Source organism: Actinoplanes italicus (genome assembly GCF_003001815.1).
GTDB classification, from domain to species: domain Bacteria; phylum Actinomycetota; class Actinomycetes; order Mycobacteriales; family Micromonosporaceae; genus Actinoplanes; species Actinoplanes italicus.
The window spans coordinates 392,952-414,548 of record NZ_PVMZ01000001.1; the positions used below are offsets into that span (position 1 = coordinate 392,952).

At 70.3% G+C, this 21,597-nt stretch carries 19 protein-coding genes; 8 read left to right on the plus strand and 11 right to left on the minus strand.

Going from position 1 to position 21,597, the window contains the following annotated elements; translation table 11 throughout:
- The first annotated feature begins 2 nt into the window (after nt 1-2).
- Together CLV67_RS01960 and CLV67_RS01965 are read left to right on the plus strand one after the other, a co-directional pair.
- Nucleotides 3-377, plus strand: a complete 375-nt coding sequence (locus CLV67_RS01960) for a DUF779 domain-containing protein (RefSeq protein ID WP_106315378.1) — start codon at nt 3-5, stop codon at nt 375-377.
- A 269-nt stretch (nt 378-646) separates the two neighbouring features.
- A complete protein-coding gene (locus CLV67_RS01965; RefSeq protein ID WP_239166140.1) occupies nt 647-1,462 on the plus strand; it encodes a polysaccharide deacetylase family protein in 816 nt (271 codons plus the stop codon).
- Nucleotides 1,463-2,072: 610 nt separating this feature from the next.
- Here the strand turns inward: CLV67_RS01965 and CLV67_RS01970 are convergent.
- Nucleotides 2,073-2,435: a DUF3499 domain-containing protein gene (locus tag CLV67_RS01970; protein WP_106315379.1), complete on the minus strand. Its 363-nt coding sequence runs from the start codon at nt 2,433-2,435 to the stop codon at nt 2,073-2,075.
- Between the two features lie 185 nt (nt 2,436-2,620).
- On the opposite strand from CLV67_RS01970, the gene CLV67_RS01975 reads away from it, so the two are divergent.
- Nucleotides 2,621-3,097 carry a metallopeptidase family protein gene (locus CLV67_RS01975; protein WP_106315380.1) on the plus strand — a complete coding sequence of 159 codons (477 nt, stop codon included), beginning with the start codon at nt 2,621-2,623 and terminating at the stop codon, nt 3,095-3,097.
- Here CLV67_RS01975 and CLV67_RS01980 read toward each other — a convergent pair.
- From CLV67_RS01980 to CLV67_RS01990, 3 genes are all read right to left on the minus strand, one after another.
- Nucleotides 3,094-3,354 (minus strand): WhiB family transcriptional regulator, encoded by a 261-nt coding sequence (locus tag CLV67_RS01980; RefSeq protein ID WP_106315381.1) that lies wholly within the window; start codon nt 3,352-3,354, stop codon nt 3,094-3,096. The two genes, CLV67_RS01975 and CLV67_RS01980, sit on opposite strands and share 4 nt — an antisense overlap.
- A gap of 374 nt (nt 3,355-3,728) precedes the next feature.
- Nucleotides 3,729-6,215 carry a bifunctional FO biosynthesis protein CofGH gene (locus tag CLV67_RS01985; protein ID WP_106315382.1) on the minus strand — a complete coding sequence of 829 codons (2,487 nt, stop codon included), beginning with the start codon at nt 6,213-6,215 and terminating at the stop codon, nt 3,729-3,731.
- Between the two features lie 105 nt (nt 6,216-6,320).
- On the minus strand, nt 6,321-7,196 hold the full coding sequence (locus tag CLV67_RS01990; protein WP_106315383.1) for a hypothetical protein: 876 nt from the start codon (nt 7,194-7,196) through the stop codon (nt 6,321-6,323).
- Nucleotides 7,197-7,337: 141 nt separating this feature from the next.
- On the opposite strand from CLV67_RS01990, the gene cofD reads away from it, so the two are divergent.
- From cofD to CLV67_RS02005, 3 genes are read left to right on the plus strand one after another with little or no spacing between them, the layout of a single operon-like run.
- A complete protein-coding gene (cofD, locus tag CLV67_RS01995; protein ID WP_106315384.1) occupies nt 7,338-8,288 on the plus strand; it encodes a 2-phospho-L-lactate transferase in 951 nt (316 codons plus the stop codon).
- Nucleotides 8,285-9,571 carry a coenzyme F420-0:L-glutamate ligase gene (locus CLV67_RS53085; protein WP_239166139.1) on the plus strand — a complete coding sequence of 429 codons (1,287 nt, stop codon included), beginning with the start codon at nt 8,285-8,287 and terminating at the stop codon, nt 9,569-9,571. Before cofD ends, CLV67_RS53085 begins: the two co-directional genes overlap by 4 nt.
- Nucleotides 9,568-10,125: an NUDIX hydrolase gene (locus CLV67_RS02005; RefSeq protein ID WP_106315385.1), complete on the plus strand. Its 558-nt coding sequence runs from the start codon at nt 9,568-9,570 to the stop codon at nt 10,123-10,125. Before CLV67_RS53085 ends, CLV67_RS02005 begins: the two co-directional genes overlap by 4 nt.
- A gap of 1,299 nt (nt 10,126-11,424) precedes the next feature.
- Here the strand turns inward: CLV67_RS02005 and CLV67_RS02010 are convergent.
- Nucleotides 11,425-12,525: a mannose-1-phosphate guanylyltransferase gene (locus CLV67_RS02010; protein ID WP_106315722.1), complete on the minus strand. Its 1,101-nt coding sequence runs from the start codon at nt 12,523-12,525 to the stop codon at nt 11,425-11,427.
- A 40-nt stretch (nt 12,526-12,565) separates the two neighbouring features.
- Complete coding sequence (locus CLV67_RS02015) at nt 12,566-13,711, minus strand: glycosyltransferase family 4 protein (protein ID WP_106315386.1); 1,146 nt, start codon at nt 13,709-13,711, stop codon at nt 12,566-12,568.
- A 182-nt stretch (nt 13,712-13,893) separates the two neighbouring features.
- Between CLV67_RS02015 and CLV67_RS02020 the strand changes: the two genes are divergently transcribed.
- Nucleotides 13,894-14,619 (plus strand): TIGR03089 family protein, encoded by a 726-nt coding sequence (locus CLV67_RS02020; protein ID WP_106315387.1) that lies wholly within the window; start codon nt 13,894-13,896, stop codon nt 14,617-14,619.
- On the opposite strand, the gene CLV67_RS02025 is transcribed toward CLV67_RS02020, so the two are convergent.
- Both CLV67_RS02025 and CLV67_RS02030 read right to left on the minus strand, forming a co-directional pair.
- Complete coding sequence (locus CLV67_RS02025; protein ID WP_106315388.1) at nt 14,600-16,558, minus strand: acetoacetate--CoA ligase; 1,959 nt, start codon at nt 16,556-16,558, stop codon at nt 14,600-14,602. The genes CLV67_RS02020 and CLV67_RS02025 overlap by 20 nt on opposite strands.
- 20 nt (nt 16,559-16,578) lie before the next feature.
- Nucleotides 16,579-17,103 (minus strand): acyl-CoA thioesterase, encoded by a 525-nt coding sequence (locus CLV67_RS02030; RefSeq protein WP_106315389.1) that lies wholly within the window; start codon nt 17,101-17,103, stop codon nt 16,579-16,581.
- A gap of 45 nt (nt 17,104-17,148) precedes the next feature.
- Between CLV67_RS02030 and CLV67_RS02035 the strand changes: the two genes are divergently transcribed.
- On the plus strand, nt 17,149-18,297 hold the full coding sequence (locus CLV67_RS02035) for a hypothetical protein (protein WP_146168967.1): 1,149 nt from the start codon (nt 17,149-17,151) through the stop codon (nt 18,295-18,297).
- A gap of 54 nt (nt 18,298-18,351) precedes the next feature.
- Here the strand turns inward: CLV67_RS02035 and CLV67_RS02040 are convergent, their stop codons facing one another.
- From CLV67_RS02040 to CLV67_RS02050, 3 genes are all read right to left on the minus strand, one after another.
- Complete coding sequence (locus CLV67_RS02040; protein ID WP_106315391.1) at nt 18,352-20,193, minus strand: RICIN domain-containing protein; 1,842 nt, start codon at nt 20,191-20,193, stop codon at nt 18,352-18,354.
- A gap of 117 nt (nt 20,194-20,310) precedes the next feature.
- Nucleotides 20,311-21,327: a LacI family DNA-binding transcriptional regulator gene (locus tag CLV67_RS02045; protein WP_106315392.1), complete on the minus strand. Its 1,017-nt coding sequence runs from the start codon at nt 21,325-21,327 to the stop codon at nt 20,311-20,313.
- On the minus strand, nt 21,311-21,562 hold the full coding sequence (locus CLV67_RS02050; RefSeq protein ID WP_106315393.1) for a hypothetical protein: 252 nt from the start codon (nt 21,560-21,562) through the stop codon (nt 21,311-21,313). Before CLV67_RS02050 ends, CLV67_RS02045 begins: the two co-directional genes overlap by 17 nt.
- Between the last annotated feature and the right edge of the window lie 35 nt (nt 21,563-21,597).

A 21,597-nucleotide genomic window follows, 5' to 3' on the forward strand; every position in this document is an offset into this window, starting at 1 on the left:
ACATGGCCGCCACCCGAGTCGACGTGACCCCTGCGGCTGCCGACATGATGCGGCAGCTGCGGGGACAGCACGGCCCACTGATGTTCCACCAGTCCGGCGGCTGCTGCGACGGCAGCTCGCCGATGTGTTACCTCGAAGGCGAGTTCCGTACCGGCGGATCCGACGTGCTCTTGCAGTCTCTGGCGATCGAGGGGGTGCCGGAGCCCATCACGTTCTGGATGTCGGCCTCGCAGTTCGCATTGTGGAAGCACACACATTTGACGGTGGACGTGGTCCCCGGTCGCGGCTCCGGCTTCTCGCTGGAGGCGCCCGAGGGCGTCCGGTTCCTCATCCGCTCCCGCCTCCTCACCGAGGCTGAGCTGGCAGAACTGGGCTAATCCGTTCGAGGGGCGGGGTCATGCCGACCCCGCCCCTGGCCGTGTAGACCTTTCGGACATTTACCCCCTTGACCGCACCCCATCGGTGACGAGCGATCGGCTTCGGGCGAAACTTGACGCATTACCGGTTTCGCGCCAATCAACCACATCGATTAGCGATCAGCGACGATCCGAGGCATCCTCGGCACTCGCACATCGACCCCGGGGAGGTCTCCTTGATACGGCTGTCGCATACCCGGAAGGCTCTCGCGATCAGCGTCGTACTGATCATGACGGGTCTCATCGGCCAGGCGACCGCGGCAACCACCACCGCGCAGCCGCAGGCCTCCTCGGTCCCACCCTCACCCAGCGCGCCGGTCTCCGCCGCCGCCTCCGCGCCGGCATCGGCGCCGACCGCCAAGCCGTCCCCGTCGCCGACGACGCCACGCACCGAGAACACGTCGATCGCCCAGATCAGCACCAAGCCGAAGGGCCGGACCGGACCGGCCGGGAGCTTGCTGGTGACCGGCACCAAGGGCGTCGCCCTGACCTTCGACGACGGGCCCGACCCCGACCTCACGCCGAAGCTGCTCAAGCTCCTCGCCAAGGAGAAGGTGAAGGCCACGTTCTGCCTGGTCGGCACCGAGGCGCGGCGGCACCCCGAGCTGGTCAAGGCGATCGCCTCGGGTGGGCACAGCTTCTGCAACCACTCCTGGAACCACGACCTCAAGCTCGGCAAGCGGTCGAACCACGCGATCCGCGCCGACCTGGAGCGGTGCAACGCCGCCATCCGGGCCGCCGTGCCGAACGCCAAGATCCGCTACATGCGGGCCCCCGGCGGCAACTTCACGCCGAGGATGGTCAAGATCTCCGCCGAGCTCGGCATGCACTCGATCTACTGGAAGGTCGACCCGCGCGACTGGGAGCAGGCTCCCGGCGTCTCCCGCGAGGCCCACAAAAACAAGATCATCCGGATCGTCAAGAAGCACACCGGGCCCGGCGCGATCGTCCTCTCCCACGACTACGCCCAGCCGGCCACCATCGACGCCTACCGGGTCCTGCTGCCGTACCTGCGCAAGCGCTTCCAACTGGTCGCCCTCGTCTGACACTCCTGGCGTGGCGGCCTACGGCGCATCCCCGATCGCGGGGGTCACGCCACCGCCGCCCAAACCCGCTTGCGTGGTGACCTACGCCCACCGGCGCGCCGCAACTCACCACACAGCCCCCACCTCGACGCGACGTGGTGACCTGCGCCCACCGGCGCGCCACAAGTCACCACACAGCCCCCACCTCGACGCGACGTGGTGACCTGCGCCCACCGGCGCGCCGCAACTCACCACACAGCCCTCACTCCGACGCGACGTGGTGACCTGCGCCCACCGGCGCGCCACAAGTCACCACACAGCCCTCACTCCGACGCGACGTGGTGACCTGCGCCCACCGGCGCGCCGCAACTCACCACACAGCCCCCACCCCGACGCGACGTGGTGACCTGCGCCCACCGGCGCGCCACAAGTCGCCACGCAAGAACCGGCCACGCCCGGCGTCGGTCGCCATGGCCGCGAGGGTGTGCGGGTGCGGCTGGAAACGCGTCGGCCGTACCGCAGCGAGGGGTTGAGACGACGCGAACCGCAAGCCCGCCGCAAACCGTGAGCCGACGCGAAGGTGGGGGTGCGGGCGGCTGCCGAGACAGTGGTGAGACCCAGTTGCCGGGCCTCAGTGGGAGGGCGGAATCACCCGGAGGTGGCCTCGCCGGCCGGTCTGGTGTCCCGGAGTGTGGTCGGTCTCGTCCGGGCGCGGGGTGAGTGGACGGGCGGCCTCGCGGACGGCCTCGGCGAGGGCGACGAGATCGTCGGTGGTGGGGGGTGGGGGTGCGAAGTCGCCGTCGTGGCGGACCAGTTCCCAGCCTCGCGGGGCGGTGAGGCTGCGGGCGTGCGTTTCGCACAGGTCGTACGTGTGGGGTTCGGCGAACGCGGCGAGGGGGCCGACGACCGCCGTGGAGTCGCCGTAGACGTAGGTCAGCGTGGCGACCGCCTGTCGGGGACAGCCGTTCCGGGAGCAGCGCCGTGGTGACCTCACGGCGGCAACTTATCTCCCCGTTCGCGATTCTGGGTCGTGTTGCCTCGCGACACGCCGACCGGGGCGTATCACGATTCGGCGATGTTCGTTGAACACGCCGCCTCGTCGGAGGGAATTAACGGCGCGGACACACGATGAGAACGGGCTGACCACGTCTGTCGCCCCGGTGGGGATACGCTGGCCGCGTGACCACCAGCCCCGAACGCCGCCGCACGGACGGCAAGGCGACGCGCAAGCCCGGTCCGGGGCATCCCGCGCGCCGGGACCGGCACGGGCGCGGCCTGCGTGGCCGTCTGGTGCCGGCGACCGTGCCGCTGGCCCGCACGAAGGCGGAGATCTTCGACGACCTGGTGCTGGACACCGTCGAGAGCCTGGAACGCCGCTATGCCAAAGAACTGGCCGGCGTGGAGTTCGCGGTCGAGGATGTGCCGCCGGAGCTGAACGTCTACGACTCGGACGTGCTCGAGGACGGCGAGGTACCCCTGGCCCGGCTGCTGCCGGGCCGTCCGGGGCGGCATGAGCTGCCGCCGCGGATCGTGCTGTACCGGCGCCCGCTGGAGTTCCGGGCGATGGATCGGGAGGACCTCGCCGACCTCGTCCACGATGTGATCATCGAGCAGGTTGCCAACCTGCTCGGAGTGGATCCCGACGAGTTGGCTTAGGCGACCCGCCGCTTCAACTTGCGACGTTCACGTTCGGACAGTCCACCCCAGATGCCGAAACGTTCGTCATGGCCGAGTGCGTACTCCAGACAGTCGGCCTTCACATCACAGCGGCCGCAGATGCGCTTCGCCTCGCGCGTCGAACCACCTTTTTCAGGGAAGAACGCTTCGGGATCGGTCTGTGAACACAGTGCCCGTTCCTGCCACTCGGGCGCGTCCCCGAGCAGGTCTACCCCTTCAACCTGCGTCGTTTCCATCGGCGTGCCTCCAAATTCCGCGCCGGCATGAAGCCAGCGCTGACCCCCCACGCACGCGGCGTGTTTTTGTGGGTACGACGCCTTTGTGCCACATCGTCCCCACAACCCCACCAAAATTACACGCGTGTAAGACGTGCGTCGTCAAGCCGAACCTGCTAAATGGCCCCGTTTACCGCACGTGTGAGAACGGATCACGGGGCCGTTGCAGCCCTATCGCTTCAAGCCACCGGAAGGTAACGCGAAGCCCTGCCTTCGCGTCCAATTTAACCCGTTTTGTAATCTAGCGGCACCGGGTCCCCCGACCCGGGTCCGCCGAATGGATCATGCCCGGGGTGATCTCCCGTCAACCCGCCCACCACAGTGAATGAAGATCGTCAGCGTCGTCCGTACACCGTGGTCCGTTCCACAGCCGGACGTCCCGCGGCCGCCGCCAGCTCTTTCAACTCCGCGACCGTCCTGGCGGACCCGTGTTCGGAACCAGCCATCCGCGAAATCGTTTCCTCCATAAGGGTGCCCCCGAGGTCGTTGCAACCACCGTTGAGCATCACTCGCGTTCCCTCGTCGCCGAGTTTCACCCAGGAGCACTGGATGTTGTCGATCCGGCCGTGCAGCAGCACCCGGGCCATCGCGTGCACGACCCGGTTCTCCCTCCAGGTCGGACCCGGCCGGGCGATGCCGGCCAGATAGATCGGCGCGTTGGTGTGGACGAACGGAAGCCCCACGAACTCGGTGAACCCGCCGGTCACGTCCTGGATGCCGGCGAGCACCCGGAAGTGGCCCAGCCATTGACGCGGGTGGTCGACATGGCCGTACATCATGGTCGAACTTGATCTGATCCCGACCTGATGGGCCGTGGTCACCACGTCGACCCAGGCGGACGCCGGCAGCTTGCCCTTGGTGAGCACCCAGCGCACGTCGTCGTCGAGGATCTCGGCCGCGGTGCCGGGGATGGTGCCGAGCCCCGCCTCCTTGAGCTCGGTCAGCCACTCCCGCAACGAGACACCGGCCTTCGCCGAGGCGGTGACGATCTCCATCGGGGAGTACGCGTGGACGTGCATCCCGGGCACGCGTCGCTTCACGGCACGAACCAGATCGGCGTACGCCGTGACGGGCATCTTGGGGTCGATGCCACCCTGCATGCAGACCTCGGATGCGCCGTCCCGCCACGCCTCCTCGGCCCGGTCGGCGACCTGCTCGACGGAGAGCCGGTACGCGTCGGCGTCCTTCTCACGCTGGGCGAACGCGCAGAACCGGCAGCCGACGTAGCAGACGTTCGAGAAGTTGATGTTGCGGTTCACCACGTACGTGATGTCGTCGCCGTTGACCGACTTCCGCAGGTCGTCGGCGATCCGGGCAAGCTCGTCGAGGGCCGGGCCGTCAGCGTTGAACAACGCCATCGTCTTGTCCTCGTTCTTCTCCAGCAGAAGCGCGCCGGGGTCCTCGGAGGCCAGCTTGAGCGCGGCGACGACATCGGTCGGCATGCTCGCCGGAGCGCTCTTGACGTGCGCGGCCACCTCGTCCCAGTCGCCGTAGACGTGATCGAAGTCGGACCGGCGGTCCTCGGTGCGGCCCTCGGTGTCGATGCTCGCGTGCAGGTCGGTGCGGCCGGTGCCGAACGCGTCGTCCGGCTCCTGCCAGGGCAGGCCGGTGGGTAGCACATCGGCGCCGAGCCCGTCGGCGGTGGAGAGCGCGGACACGTGAGCTTTCAGCCGGGGGTCGAGCCAGCCCTCGTCACCCCGCCGGACGTACTCCGGATAAATCGTGAGTCTTTCCCGGAGCTCGAACCCTTCCCTGGCCGACATTTCGGACAACAGATCGATCTGCGGCCACGGGCGCTCGGGATTCACGTGATCGGGTGTCACCGGGGATACGCCGCCCCAATCGTCGATCCCGGCCCGCAGGAGCAGCGAGAACTCGTCGTCGATGAGGTTCGGCGGGGCCTGGATCCGGGCTCGCGGTCCCATGATGATGCGCGCCACGGCAACCGTGGCGGCCAGCTCGCGCAGCTCCGCGTCGGGCATCCCGCGCATCGCCGTGTCCGGCTTGGCGCGGAAGTTCTGCACGATCACCTCTTGGATGTGCCCGAACTCACGGCTCACCCGCCGGATCGCGAACAGCGAGTCGACCCGCTCGGTCAGGTTCTCCCCGATGCCGATCAGGATGCCGGTGGTGAACGGCACACCGACCCGGCCGGCGTCGTCGAGGACCCGCAGCCGGACCGCGGGCTCCTTGTCGGGCGAGCCGTAGTGCGGTCCGCCCTTCTCCGACCACAGCCGGGTGGCGGTGGTCTCGAGCATCATGCCCATGCTGGGCGCCACCGGCTTGAGCCGCTGCAGCTCGGCCCAGCTCATCACGCCCGGGTTGAGGTGCGGCAGCAGGCCGGTCTCCTCGAGCACGGCAATGGCGCAGGCGCGCACGTAGTCGAGGGTGGAGTCGTACCCCCGCTCGTCGAGCCACTGCCGGGCGGCGGGCCAGCGCTCCTCCGGCCGGTCGCCGAGAGTGAACAGCGCCTCCTTGCAGCCCTGGGCAGCACCCTGACGGGCGATCTCCAGGACCTCGTCACGCTCGAGGAACGGCGCCGGCAGCTTGTGCGGCACGGTGGCGAACGTGCAGTAGTGGCATCGATCCCGGCAGAGCCGGGTCAGGGGAATGAAAACCTTGCGGGAGTACGTGACCACGCCCGGCCGCCCGGCCTCGCGCAGTCCGGCGTCCCGGATGCCGCCGGCGATCGCCAGCAGCTCGTCGAATTGTTCGCCGCTCGCCGCGAGCAGCGCGGTCGCCTCGTCGACGTCGATCGCTTTTCCGTCAGCGGCGCGGCGCAGTGCGCGGCGGATGCTCGCCTCGGTCGGTACCGGTTCCACGTTGACCTCTACCACGCAAAGCAGCCTAGGCCGGAATCGTTTCGGCTGCTGCTATGGTCACGGGCCCGGAATCGTGTCACATGACACGTTCCGGGCCCGGGCGGGTCAGCTGCGGGGCGGATCCTGATCGGCCGGGCCGAACCCGGGCCGGTCCTCGGGCAGCACCTCGGTGCGGTCGGCGGGCGGCGGCGGCACCGGCTGTGTCGGCTCGGCGAACGGAACGGCCGGCGGCGCGGACGAGGGCGGCGGAGGCGGCGTAGCACCCCAGCCGGGCGGCGGCGGAGGCGTCGGAACGGCGGGGTAGTGCCCGTACGGCGAGGCAGAGCCCTGCCCATAGGTCGCGGGAGGCGCACTGAACGGCTGCGTGGCGACCGGCGGCGGCATCGGGGTGCCCGGGGGTACCGGACCCGGCGGCGGGGCGCCATAGGGCTGCTGCTGGCCGTAGCCGGGCGGTGGGCCGTACTGGTACGGCTGCGGCTGCGGCTGGCCGTAGACGCCCGGCTGCTGGGCCGGACGGGGGTAGACCCCGAGCCAGACCTGCAGCACCGCGTACGCCGCCAGGCCGAGCACCGCCAGCCAGGCGACCCGGACGAGCAGCGCGTTGAACGCCGCCGCCGCGTCGATGGCCGCGATCCCGCTCACCCCGAAGAGCAGGCCGAAGATCACTCCGAAGAAGGACGCCACGGCGTACTCCCCCAGCGCGACCATGGTGATGAGCTTCGCCTTCGGGTGCACCGGCTTGACACCGAGCGCCAGGATCACGGCGGCGAGCGGGAAGAAAATCGTCTCCGTGCTGACGAAGGAGCCGAAGCTGCTTCGCGTCCGCGCGGTGAAATCCTCCCCGAAGAGGCTGATCACAGCCACGAAGAGGAACACGGCCGGCGCCGCGATCAGGGCGTAGGCGGCCAGGTCGCGCAGAGGCCGCAGGTACTGCCCGATGGGCTTCTCAGCGGCCGGCTGAGGCTGCGATGGTGTGGTCACGGTTGCTCCCGGTGCGGTTCGTTCGCCAGACGGCTCTTCGTTTCGCCGGACGGCTCTTCGTTCTGTTCGTTCGCCAGACGGCTCAGAGTAAACCGGTACCCGGCAACCGTCCCTGCGGCGCGGGTGCGCGAGGATGAGGGAATGCGGATCGTGGTCCTGACCGGGGGCATCGGCGGTGCCCGTTTCCTCGTCGGCGTGCGCGCGCACGCCCGCTCCATCGGTGCCGACGTCACGGCGATCGTCAATGTCGGCGACGACGTGCGCATGCACGGCCTTCAGATCTGTCCCGACCTGGACAGCGTCATGTACACGCTGGGCGGCGCCGCCGACCCGGAACGCGGCTGGGGGCGGGTCGGCGAGACCTGGGTCGTCAAGGAGGAGCTGGCGAAGTACGGCGTGGAGCCGTCCTGGTTCGGACTCGGCGACTCCGACACCGCCACCCACCTGGTGCGCACCACCATGCTGAACGCCGGCTACCCGCTCTCCGCGGTCACCGCGGCCCTCTGCGAGCGCTGGCAGCCCGGCATCACGATGCTGCCGGCCACCGACGACCGGCTGGAGACGCACGTCGTGGTGGACGTCGACGGCGAGCGGAAGGCCATCCACTTCCAGGAGTGGTGGGTCCGCCACCGCGGCGAGGTGCCGACGCACAACTTCGTCTTCCGCGGCGCCGACGCCGCAAAGCCGGCGGCCGGTGTCCTCGACGCGATCGCGGGGGCTGACGTGGTCCTGGTCGCCCCGAGCAACCCGGTGGTCAGCATCGCGCCGATCCTGGCCGTCCCGGCGCTGAGGGAGGCCGTGACGGCCGGTCCGGCGCCCGTGGTGGGTGTGTCACCGATCATCGGCGGCTCACCGGTCCGCGGCATGGCCGACAAGTGCCTGGCCACCCTGGAGGTCGAGGTGAGCGCCGGCGGCGTCGGCCGCATGTACGGCCCACGCGCCGAGGGCGGTCTGCTGGACGCCTGGCTGGTCGACACCTCCGACGAGGGAGCCGAGGTGCCCGGTGTCCGCACCCGGGCGGTCCCGCTGTGGATGCGCGACGAGGCCGCCACAGCCCGGATGGTGGCCGACGCGCTGGAGCTGGCCCGATGATCGACGGCCTGGAGATCCTCCCGGTCCGCGGGATCGGCGACATCACGGCCGGCGACGACCTGGCCCGGCTGATCGTCAACGCGGCGCCCTGGATCACCGACGGTGACGTGCTCGTAGTGACCAGCAAGATCGTCTCGAAGGCGGAGGGGCGGCTCGTCGAGGTCCCCGCCGGCGGTCCCGAGCGCGAGGAGGCCCGTCAGCGCGTGCTGGCCTCCGAGACCGCCCGGGTGGTGGCCCGCCGCGGCCCCACAGCGATCGTGCAGACCCACCACGGTTTCGTGATGGCCGCGGCCGGCATCGACGCATCGAACGTCGACAAGACCCATCTGGTGCTACTGCCCGAGGACCCGGACGCGTCGGCCCGGCGACTCCGTGCCGACCTGCGGGTACACGGTCTGGACGTCGCCGTGATCATCTCGGACACGATGGGCCGCGCGTGGCGCAACGGGCTCACCGATGTGGCGCTCGGCGCCGCGGGCATCGACGCGCTGCTCGATCATCGGGGGCAGCTCGACCCGTACGGCAATGAATTGAGCCTCACCCAGATGGCCGTGATCGACGAGCTCTCCGCCGCGGCGGAGCTGGTGAAGGGCAAATGCGACCGCGTACCGGTCGCGGTGGTCCGTGGTCACACCCGCCTGATCACGGACGACGGGCCCGGCGCCAAGGTCCTGATCCGCGATTCCGCGGAAGACATGTTCGGATTGGGTACGGCTGAAGCGCGCGCCGAAGGCCTTCGTGCCGCAGCGTCGCTCCCGGAACTCCCACCTACCGGCGCCCACAGCCCGGCGGGCCCTCCTCCCACCCGCATGGCGACGCCGCCGGCCGCAGACCCGCCGGCCGCACCCCCAACAGCCGACCCGGGTGCCATCCCCGCGGCGGCCGACCCGGCTACCGCACCCCCAGCGGCCGACCCGCGTGCCATCCGCGCGGCGACCGACCCGGCTACCGCGCACCCAGCCGTCCACCCGGCTACCGGCCTCCCAGCGGTCGACCCGGGCACCGCACTCCCTGCGGTCGACCCGGCTGGCGGCCTGCCGGCGGCCGGCCTGGCTGCCGTGACCCGCGCGCTACTCACCCTCGGTGATCTGCTTACATCGAACCTCCGCCTCGACGACGGCATCCGCCTGACCCCCGCCCTCGACGGTCCCGCCGCCCTCATCCGCACCGGCACCGAGGCCCACCGACTGCGTGCCGCGCTCGCCGCCGAGGGCGTCCCCACCGAGGCCGTGATCGACGACGAGGGCGTCACCCTGATCTACCTGGCTGGAGCATCGGAATGACCGCCCTGTACGAGAACGCCGTCGACGTCCTCTCCACCTGGACCGCCACCTCCGACGAGGCTGAGCTGGCCCGCAAGCGCACCCTCGGCCTGCTGGCCGACGGCCCGGCCGCGATGACGCGCGGCCACCGGGCCGGTCACGTCACCGCCAGCGCCCTGGTCGTCGGCGACGACGGCCGGGTCCTGCTCTGCCTGCACGGCCGGCTCGGCCTGTGGATGCAGCTCGGCGGGCACTGCGAGGCCGGTGACGAGACGCTGGCCGCGGCCGCCTTCCGCGAGGCGACCGAGGAGTCCGGCATCCCCGGTCTGCTCCTCGACCCGACCCCGATCGACATCGACGTCCACGAGGTGCGCTGCGGCGCCGCCGACGGCGCACCCGCCGAGCCGTCGGTGCACTACGACGTCCGCTTCCTGCTGCGTGCCCCGGCCGGGAGCGTGGAGCAGATCAGCGAGGAGTCGGCGGAGTTGGCGTGGTTCCACGCCGACGCGCTGCCGTCACCGCTGGCCTCGGGAACGGTCCGGCAGATCGCGCCGGCACTGGCCCGCCTGCAGTAGCCGACCCCGCCTCGCTGTCCCGCCTCGCCCTCTGCCGCCGGGTCCCACCGCACCCGCTTCCACCGCACCCGGATTCACCGCACCCGGATTCACCGCACCCGGATTCACCGCACCCGCTTCCGCACCCGGTTCACCGCACCCGGTTCCGCACCCGGTTCACCGCACCCGGTTCCGCTCCCGGTTCACCGCACCCGGGTTCACCGCACCCGGGTTCACCGCACCCGGTTCCGCGTCCTCTCCCGCTCCTGTTTCCGTTCCCGACCCCAGCCCCAGCCCCAGCCCCAGCCCCGACCCTTGCCCAGTCGGGGCCCCGGCCCCGTTACTGCCCCGGGTCCGTTTCCGTTCCCGTTTCCGCTCCAGCTCCCATTCCGCTCCAGCTCCAGCTCCAGTTCCCGTTCCGCGATCTTGTGGGCTTCCGCCGCGCGGACAGCCGTAAGTCCACAAGATCGCGGGAAGCTCCGGAAGGAAACGCGGCAGGCGGCGAAACCGACGGCATGGGCTGTGAAATGGGCGGCGCGGGAGGCCGAACGGACGGCGCGGGAGACGCGACGCCGGCTCCCGGGCAGATCTTGCGAGCTTCGCCGCCGGACTAACCCACAACCCCACAAGATCTGTATGAGGTGCGGAAAAGCGCGGCGGAGGCGACCGAAGCGGAGCGCGACGCCCAGCGCGCGGCGCAGGCGACGCAACGCGTCCACCCCTTCACAAATCTTGTGAGCTTCCGCCGCCCGGACAACCACAAACCCACAAGAACGCGGAAAGCTCCGGCAGAAAGCGCAGCGCGAGGGAAGACGAGCGGCGCAGGCGGCGCAAGCGGCGCGCCACCCGCTTCCCCCGCAGATCTAGCGACCTACCGCCGCCCGGACAACCACAAACCCACAAGAACGCGGAAAGCTCCGGCAGAAAGCGCAGCGCGAGGGAAGACGAGCGGCGCAGGCGGCGCAAGCGGCGCGCCACCCGCTTCCCCCGCAGATCTAGCGACCTACCGCCGCCCGGACAACCACAAACCCACAAGAACGCGGAAAGCTCCGGCAGAAAGCGCAGCGCGAGGGAAGACGAGCGGCGCAGGCGGCGCAAGCGGCGCGCCACCCGCTTCCCCCGCAGATCTTGCGAGCTTCCGCCGCCCGGACAACCGCAAACCCACAAGATCTGGGAGGGGTGCGAAGTAAGCGCGGCGGAGGCGACGCTGGGCGGGAGGCGACGGGACGCGACGCCACGCACGGCAGGACGCAACGCCACGCACGGGGCCACGCACGGCAGGACGCAACGCCACGCACGGCGGGACGCGGGGCGGGGGCGCTAGATGTAGCCGTGCTGGCCGAGCTCCTTCAGGTGGTCGACCAGCTGCTTGACCTCCTGGGCACGCTCGCGCGGGCAGACCAGGACGGCGTCCGGCGTGTCGACGATGACCAGGTTGCGCACACCCATCGCGGCGACCAGCCGGCCCGAGGACGGGACGACGACGAGGCCCTCGGCCTCCCGCAGCAGGACGTTGGGCAGGTCGACGGAGCTGTCGCGCCCCACCACCACGTTGCCTGCCTGGTCGGCGGTCAGTACCTCGCCGAGGGTGTGGAAGTCGCCGACGTCGTTCCAGCCGAAGTCGCCCGGAACCGTGCCGACCCGGCCGACCGCGGCCGCGCCCTCCATCACCGCGTAGTCGACGGAGATCTTCGGCAGCGTCGGCCAGACGTCGCCCATGACCTCCTCCTGCTCGGCTGTGCCCCAGGCCTGGGCGATCCGGCTGACACCGGCCGCGAGCTGGGGCTGCTGACGGTGCAGCTCGGCCAGGAAGGTGTCGACCCGCCAGACGAACATGCCGGCGTTCCACAGGTAGGTGCCGGACTTCACGTAGCTCTCGGCCACGTCGTACGACGGCTTCTCCTTGAATTCCTCGACCTTCAGCAGCGGGCCGTCGCCGACCGCGGCACCGCACTGCAGGTAGCCGTACCCGGTCTCGGGTCTGGTCGGGGTGATGCCGAGGGTCATCAGCAGGCCCTGGGCGGCCCCTTCCATGGCCTGCCGGATCACCTCGGAGAACGCCGCCTTGTCGGCGATCAGGTGGTCGGAGGCGAACGAGCCCATGATCGCTTCCGGGTCGCGACGGGCGATCACTGCGGCGGCCAGGGCGATCGCGGCGCAGGAGTCCCGCGGGGACGGCTCGACGAGCACGTTCTCCTCGGGCATCGCGGACAGCTGACGGGAGACGGCAGCGGCGTGCGCCACACCGGTCACCACGAACACCCGATCGGGGGACGTCAGATCGTCCAGCCGATCCACGGTGGCTTGCAGAAGGGAGGCCTCGGTGCCGGTCAGCGGGTGAAGAAACTTCGGATGACCGGCACGGGACAGCGGCCAGAGACGGGTTCCGGTGCCCCCGGCCAGCACGACTCCGTACAGCACTGCCTGTTGGTCGCTCATGCGCGGAGAGTTTAGTAGATGATCAAGATGCGACCCGGTTCCACGTTGTCACATGTACCTCCGCGCTGGACTCCCAGGTGAACTCTTTCGCCCGATCGAAGCCGGCCTTGGCGAGGGTCCGGCGGCGGTCCTCGTCGTGCAGCAGGTCGGCCAGGTCTTCGGCGATCCGGTCGGGCGCCTCGGTCGTGTAGGCGACCGCGTCACCGCCGACCTCCGGCAGCGAGAGGCGGGGCGTGGTGAGCACCGGGGTGCCGCAGGCCATCGCCTCGAGGATCGGCAGGCCGAAGCCCTCACCGAACGACGGGTAGCAGGCGACGAGGGCGCCGCCGAGGAAGCCGGGCAGGTCCGCGTACCGCAGATAGCCTGGTCGAAGCAGCCGCAGGTGGGGTGGGACCTCTGCCACCGCACGATCGATGTCGTCGTCGTGCCCCTGACCACCGGCGATGACCAGGGCCGGCGGACGCGGCCAGTCGGTGACCGCCCGGGCCCAGCCGCGGATCAGGTTGGGCACGTTCTTGCGGGGCTCCTTGGCACCGAGGAACGCGACGTAGCCGGAGTCGCCCAGGCCGAGGCGGGCGCGGACACGGGCCTTCTCGTCGTCGGTCGGAGCGTGGAAGGCCGTGTGGTCGACGCCGTGGTACGCCACGTCGATCCGGGTCGGGTCGGCGTCGAGCAGCCGGATCAGCTCGTCACGGGTGGCCTTGCTGGGCACGATCACCCGGGCGGCCCGGCGCAGTGACGTCTTGATCGCGCTGCGGAAGAAGGTACGGCGGGTGCTGTCGTAATGTTCCGGCTCGGTGAAGAAGGTCGCATCGTGCACCGTGACGGTGACCGGGCATCCCACCCGCAGCGGGCACGTGTAGAACGGCGAGTGCAGCACGTCGGCGCCGACCTGCTGGGCGAGCAGCGGCAACCCGGTCTGCTCCCACGCCAGACGGGCGGGCCGGTGCACGATCGCGGCCGGACCGGGGATCACCTCGGCACCGGGAAGCATGCGGCGGTAACGCTCCGCATCCGATCGTTGGGACACGACGGCGAGGTCGACGCGGCCGGGGCTCTGCTGCCCCAGCGCACCGAGCAGCCCGTCGACGTATCTGCCGACACCACCCCGGTCGGCGGGGACACTGGTGGCGTCGACGAGCACTCGCGGGGGGCGACCGGGGGTCACGAGGCATCTCCTTGGCGTCTCTGACGTACCGATGCGGTGGTTCTGAACTACCTCTACGGCCGTGGAACCACCAACGGTTCGAGGGTACGCCGGGAACGCTTCAGGGAGGTGTCCGCGACACCTCCATCGTTGCGGACCTTCTGTGGCCGCTACTTTCCGTTATCGGCCTACGCTGTGGGGCGATGAAGACGACGATCCCCCAGGTGTTCGGCGACGCGATCCGGCGTGATCCGGCCGCACCGCTGCTGACCTGGTACGACGATGCCACCGGCGACCGGACCGAACTGTCCGGGGCAACGCTGGACAACTGGGTGGCGAAGACCGCGAACCTGCTGGTCGACGGTGTGGGCCTGGGCCACGGCGACGCGGTGGCCCTGCTGCTGCCGCCGCACTGGCAGACCGCGGCGCTGCTGCTCGGCGTGTCGGCGGCCGGGCTGGCGGCCGACCTGGGCGGCGACCCGCAGCCGGTGGAGGCACTCTTCACCACCCCGGACCTGGTCGAGAGGGCGGCCGGCTGGTCCACCCTCGACCGGTACGCGACCGGGTTGCTCCCGCTGGCCATGCCGCTGCGTACCCCGCCCGACGGGTACATCGACTACGTCACCGAGGTCCGCAACCACGGCGACCACTTCCGCGGCGCGCCGGTCGACCCCGCCGACCGCGCCCTGGCCGGCCCGATCGAGCTGAGCCACCACGACGCCCTGGCCGAGGCCGCCGACCGTGCCGCTCAGCTCGGCATCACGGCCGGCGCACGGGTGCTGATCGACACCGCGGCCCATCCGGAGGCCACGGACTGGCTGCTGGCCCCGCTGGTGGTGGGCGCCTCGATCGTTCTGTGTGCCAACCTGGACCCGTCGAAGACGGAGGCGCGCGCCGCCACCGAGAAGGTCACGCTGACGCTGGTCTGACCCGCTCGGCGTACAGCGTGGCGAAGGCGTTCAAGGAGTCGGGGTTGGCCAGGGCGCCCTTGGCCGCCGCCGACTCCACCGGGGTGCCGGTGAGGATCCGCTTCACGGGCACCTCCAGCTTCTTGCCGGAGAGGGTGCGCGGCAGAGCGCGTACCTGGTGGGCGGCGTCGGGCACGTGCCGGGGCGAGAGCGAACCGCGCAACGCAACCGCGATGCGCCCGCGCAGCGCGTCGTCGAGTTCCAGGCCCTCGGCGAGCACCACGAAGAGCAGCAGTTCGCCGTTCGGGTCGTCGGGCTTGTCCAGGTGTACGACCAGCGAGTCGGCGACCTCCGGCAGTCCCTCGACCACGGAGTAGAACTCGGCCGTGCCGAGGCGTACCCCGCCCCGGTTGAGGGTGGCGTCGGAGCGGCCGGTGATCACGCAGCCGCCGTCCGCGTCGATGGTGATCCAGTCGCCGTGCCGCCAGACGCCGGGGAAGATGTCGAAGTAGGCCTCGCGGTAGCGGGAGCCGTCGTGGTCGTTCCAGAACCCGACCGGCATGCTCGGCATCGGAGCCGTGATCACCAGCTCGCCGAGTTCGCCGACGACCGGCTTGCCCTCCGGGTCGTACGCCTCGACCCGGGCGCCGAGGCTGCGGCAGCCGATCACCCCGGCCCGGACCGGCAGCAGCGGGGCGCCGCCGACGAAGCCGGTGCACACGTCGGTGCCGCCGGACAGCGAGGTCAGCTGGACGTCCGGGCTGACCGCCTCGTACACCCAGCCCCAGCCCTCGGTGGGCAGCGGCGCGCCGGTCGAGCCGAGGCCCTTGAGCGCGACCCGCGGCGTGATCCCGGCCTTGCGGCAGGCCAGCAGGAACGGGGCCGAGGTACCGAAGTAGGTGATCCCGGCGGTGTCGACCAGCTCCCACAGCGTGTTCAGCGAGGGCCAGCCCGGGTTGCCGTCGAAGAGCACGATCGCCGCGCCCACGGCCGGTCCGCTGGCCAGGTAGTTCCACATCATCCAGCCGGTGGTGGTGAACCAGAAGAACCGGTCGCCGGGCCCGAGGTCGTGGTGCAGCGCGAGGATCTTGAGGTGTTCCAGGAGGATGCCACCGTGTCCGTGAACGATCGGCTTGGGCAGGCCGGTGGTGCCGGAGCTGTAGAGGACGTAGAGCGGATGGTCGAACGGCACCGGTTCGTACTCGAGCGGGTCGTCGCCCGAGAGCGAGTCCCAGTCGCCGCCGCCGTGCAGGTATCCGATGGTGATCACGTGCTCGATCGACGGGATGGCCTCCCGGATCGCGGCGATCTCGCCGCTCCGGTCGATGTCCTTGTCGCCGTAGCGGTAGCCGTCCGTCGCGACCAGGACCTTCGGCTCGATCTGGCTCCACCGGTCGATCACGCTGCGGGTGCCGAACTCCGGCGCGCACGACGAGAAGATCGCGCCGAGACTCGCGGTGGCGAGCATCAGCACATAGGTCTCCGGGATGTTCGGCGCGTAGGCGGCGACCCGGTCACCCTTCGCCACTCCCCGGGCCTTCAGCCCGGCACGAACTCTCCGGACCTCGGCGCGCAGGTCACCGGCGGTCAGGGTGAGAGGTTCACGACTTTGGCTGTACGAGAGAACGACCGTCTCGTCCTCGGCGATGCCGGGCATCCGCAGCACGTTCTCGGCGTAGTTGAGAGTGGCTCCGGGGAACCATCGCGCTCCCGGCATGGCGGTGTCGGCGAGGACGGCGGCCGGCGGCTCGTGCGCGACCACCTCGAAGTAGTCCCAGATCGCGCCCCAGAAGCCGGTCAGGTCGGTGACGGACCACTCCCACAGTTCCGGATAGCCGGCGAAGGAGAGACCGCGCTCGGACTCCAGCCACGTCAGAAAACGCCCGATCCGGGAGGTGTCCCGGATGTCCGCCGGCGGTTCCCACAGAACTGTGCCCGCCGTCACCTCACCTGTCGTCATCACCACACCTTAACGACGGATCAGCCGCCTGACCGCTGGTGGTCGGCGCGTGCCTTCTGGATTGCCGCGCGGCGTGCCAGGCGGTGGTCGCGGCGGATCATCGCCTCGGTGAACCGGCGCTTGTCCTCGTCGTCGGCGGGCAGCACCGGGGGCACCCGGCGCGGGTTGCCGGCCGAGTCCACACCCACGAAGACCAGGTATGCCGTGGCCACCGGCAGCGGCTCCGGGACCACCTCGTCCCAGCGCTCGGCGGCCAGCTTCACCCCGATCTCCATCGAGGTGCTGCCGGTCCAGTTGACCTGGGCGTACGCGTGCACGAGGTCACCCACACGAACCGGCTCCAGGAAGACGATCTCGTCGATCGCCGCGGTCACCACGGTCCCGCCGCTGTGCCGGGCCGCCGCCGCACCGGCCACGTCGTCGACGAACTTCATCAGCACGCCGCCGTGCACGGTCCCGTAGAGGTTCACGTCGACCGCGGTCATGATCCGGCTCAGGGTGACCCGGGACAGGTCGGTCGGCCGGCCGGGATGTAGATCTTCCATAGCCGGTACGGTAGTTCTTGCCGGTGCCGAGTACCGTGCCGGATCATGCGTCACCTCAGGTCGATCTTTTACGCACTGGTGCTGGCACCGTGCATCTGGGTGCTGCTCGCCGTGGGTTTCACCGACGACCTGAGCAGCCGTGGCAGAGACTTCTTCGCCGCCGAGTCGATCAGCGGGCTCCTGCTGCTGATCTTCTCCGGCATCCTCTTCTCGATCCTCGCCGCGGGACCGGTCTCACCGGCCGGTCCGGTGCTGGCCGGCGCCGCCTATCTCGGCGTGACCGTCTGGGCGTTCAACGCCCCCGCGTCGTATGCGTCCCTGTGGGCGCCGGAGGTCGCCAAGGAGGGCTTCGACCTCAGCCGGCCCGGCTACGGTCTGGCCGCCGTGCTGGCGGTCCCGCTGCTCGGCACGGCGCTGAGTGCCCGCCGCTGGGCCCGCTACGAGCCGCCGGTGCTGCCGATCATCGGTGAGATCGGCCGGTTCCGGGGCGCGGCGAAGGTGGCCGGCACCACGGTCGCCGCCGAGCAGACCACCGTGATCCGCACCGGGGTGCCCGCGGATCGGGCCGTCCCCCTGGGCACAGGGCTCGCCGACGACCGGACCGTAGCGATCAACAGCGGCGCGGCCCCCGCCGATCGCACCGCCGTCGTGCCGAACGCCGACCGGACCGAGCCGCTGGGCCGCAACGACCGCACCGAGGTCGTCACGAACAACGACCGCACGGTCTTCGTGACCCAGCCGCAGTCCCCCGCCGCTCCGGCCACCCCCCGCACGGCTCCTCCCGCTCCTCCGGCTGCGCCGAGGACGCCGCCGGTGCCGGTCAGCGAGTCGGAGCCGACCACGGTGCTGGCGCTCGGCGCCGACGAGCCCACCGTCGTCAGTGGCCTCGGCCTGGCCGCGCCCAAGCCCGCCGCACCCCAGCCCGCCACGCCCAAACCCGTCGCACCCCAGCCCGCCGATCCGGACATGACCCGCCCCCTTCTGATCCCGGCAAAGGCCACGGCCAAGGCGGCGAAGCCAGCGCCGGCCGACGAGAAGACCGTGCCCGCCGGAGTCACCGAGCAGACCGACGAGAAGACCGTGCCCGCCGGAGTCACCGAGTCGGCGGACGAGAAGACGACCGCGCTGAACCTGCCGACCGAACCGACCGCGGTGATCCCGGCACAGCGACGCCCACCGTCGATCGAGTCCTGAGAACGCGACGGGGGCGGGCGCCACACGGCGCCCGCCCCCGTCAGCCTTCCGGTTCTAGTTGAGGTTCCACTTCTGGTTGGCGCCGGTGGTGCAGGTCCAGATCTGCAGGCGGGCGCCGTCGGCGGAGCTGTTGCCGGTCACGTCGAGGCATTTCCCGGAGTACGTGTTGACGAGCCGCTGCGAGCTGTCGAGCGTCCACTTCTGGGAGGTGCCGGTGTGGCAGTCCCAGAGGTGCGCGGCCGTGCCGTCGGCGTTGCTCGGGCCGCTGATGTCGAGGCATTTGCCCAGCGAGCGCAGCGTTCCGTCACCCGGGCGGCTCCACTGCTGCGCGGCGGTGCCGTTGCACCCGTACAGCTGAATGGCCGTGCCGTTGGTGTTGACCGCCCCCGCCACGTCGACGCATTTGCCGCCCAGGCCGGTGATGGTCCCGCCGGGGGTCGGTGCTGACGTTCCGGACCAGGTGAAGGTCGCTGTGGTTCGGGCCGGCAGCGTGTACACGAAGGACTGACCGCCCCAGTTGACCCGCACCGACTGACTGCCGGTGCCTCCGTTGTGCGCGATCAGCGCCTTGGAGCCGTCCGGGTTGCGCCAGGCGACGTTCTGCACCGCGGTGTTGTTGGAGGCGATCCGCACCGCGCCCGGCTTGACGAACTTGGTGAGGTGGCCGGTCGTGTAGTACTCGACGGTGTAGTCGACCTGCCCGGCCCGGGAGCCGCCCTCCTGCACGGTGATCAGTCCGGTGCAGGTGCCGCAGCCGCCGTTGTGCGGTCCCATGTTCTGGTTCAGCGCCAGGCTCCACTTGACCAGGCTGCTGCTGTAGTTCCGGGCGTAGTTGACGATGTCGGCCATGTCCTCGTTGTGCTGGTTCGAGATCCAGGTGCCGCCCGAGTGCTCGGTGCTGAACTGTTTCACCGACGGGTACACGTCGTGGACCTGGGTGCCGACGACCGGGTCACCGAAGTAGCCGTGCCAGGCGATGCCACCGAACAGCGGGTCGTTGCGCACCCCGGCATCGGCGAGGATGGCCGCCCCGAAGTTCGCGTAGTCGCCGTAGTTCCAGTCGTGGATCAGCACCTTGGTGTTGATGCCGGCCGCGCGGAACGCCGGGTAGACGAAGTTCTTGGTGAACTCGACCAGGCCGGACGGGTTCCAGCTCATGCCGGGGTAGTTCATGGCGGTCGGGTTGGCGGCCTGGCAGCAGTTCGGCTCGTTCTGCACCGAGATGTAGTTGATCGGCACACCGGCGGCCTGGTAGCTCTGGACGTATTTGACCAGGTACTGGGCGTACGTGGGGTAGTGCTCCCACTTGAGCCAGCCCATCTGGTCCATCCGGCCGTTGTCCTTCATCCAGCCGGGCGCGCTCCACGGCACACCCTTGACCCGCAGTGCCGGGTTCAGCTGCCGGGCCTGCTGGGTGAGCAGGCGGACGTTGGTGTCGTAGCCGTTGGTGTTGAAGTCGTTGAGGTCGCAGCAGGTGTCGTCGAGCGAGATGTTGCCGGGCCGGGACAGGTCGGAGGCGCCGATCGGGTTGCGGACGAACGAGAGGCCGATGCCGTTGGTGGGGCTGAACAGTTTCGACATCACGGCGTCGCGGGTGGCGGCGCTGATCGGGCCGCCGCGCAGCAGGTAGGCGGTGGTGTCGGTGATCGACGCGCCCCCACCCTCGAAGACCTGGTACGTGGTGCCCTCGTCGACGTTGATGGTCTGGTTGGCGCTGCCGCCGGCCGGGCCGAAGGCGATGTTCGCCTGTTGCTGCAGGCCACGGGTCACGGTCCGGCCGCCGCTGTCCGATGTGGTGGTGAGGTAGACGTTGACGGTCTCTCCGGCGGCGTAGGCCGGTGCGCTCAGCGAGGCGGCGCCGATGACGGCCGCCGCGAGCAACGCGGTCTTTCTCATGTGGGGCTCCTGCTACGCGGGGGACAGGTAACAGGAAGGAAACCTTTAACAATTTGTACGGGTCAATGCGCTGAGGTTCCGGACTGCCGTGTTCCGGTTCCGGAACCGTGAAACACGTCAGGCTTTCGCCAGTCCGGTCGACTCCCGGACCACCAGCTCGGTGGCGAGTTCCAGATGAAGCGCGTCGAGACGGTGCCCGCCGAGCATCCGCAGCAGCAGGTGCACCGCCATCCGGCCCATCTCCTCGAGCGGCTGCCGGACCGTGGTCAGCATCGGACGGCAGGCCTGACCCAGCTCGATGTCGTCGAACCCGGCCACCGACAGATCATCCGGCACCCGCAGTCCCCGCTCGGCGGCCGCCCGCAGCGCCCCGATCGCCATCTTGTCGTTGAACGCCACCAGCGCGGTCGGCCGGTCCGGCAGGTCCAGCAGCTCGACGGCGGCGCGGTAGCCCAGCTCGGTGGTGGGCTCGGCAACGAACCGGATCAGCTCCGGCGCGGGTAGCACGCGCGCGTCGGCCAGCGGCGACAGGTAGCCGGCGAACCGGTTCTCGGAGGCCAGCCAGTCACGCGGCCCACCGATGATGCCGATCCGCCGATGTCCGAGTTCGACCAGGTGGGCGGTGAGCTGACGGGCACCGGCGAAGTGCGCCGCGGAGACCGCGGCAAGATTCCGGGGCGGAGGAGTACGGGGATCGAGCACCACGAACGGGAAGCCGCGATCACGCAGCCGGGCCAGTTCGGCGCCGGGCTCGGGCGGCAGGATCAGCACCGCCCCGGTCACGTCCCGCCGGCCGGTCAGTGTGGTGAGCACGTGCTCGCGCTGGGCGGCCACCCCGGCGTTGAGGATCACCTGCAGGCCGTGCGGTTCGAGGGCCTCGGCCACCGCGGAGACGATCAGCCCGAAGTAGTCGGTGAGCACGTAGGGGCAGCGCACGTAGATCCCGGTGGCCCGCTCACCACGCCGCCGGGGCGCCTTCTGACCCAGCTCCCCCATCGCGGCGAGAACCCGCTCGCGGGTGTGCGCCGCGACGTTGGCCCGGCCGTTCAGCACCCGCGAGATCGTCGCGATGGACAGGCCGGTGCGGGCGGCGACGTCCCGTACCGTCACTCTTGTTTCATCGCCGTGTTTCATGGCCGGAGGATACGGGCTCGCGTGTGCGCCAGCGAACCACTGACCCGTAGAGGAACATCGCCGCGAGCACGCCGGGCCCGCAGTGCACGGCCAGCACGCCGATCAGGCTTGGCCCGCCCCAGTCGCCGGAGTAGGTGGCGGGGTCAGTCATGTCGATGACGAACGGCTCGGCCACCGCACGGACGATGAAATACAGCGCGACGATCACGCCGAGCACTCTGAGCAGCAGCTTCATGCTTCGACGTTAGGAAGCGGAGGAACCGGGCCGCA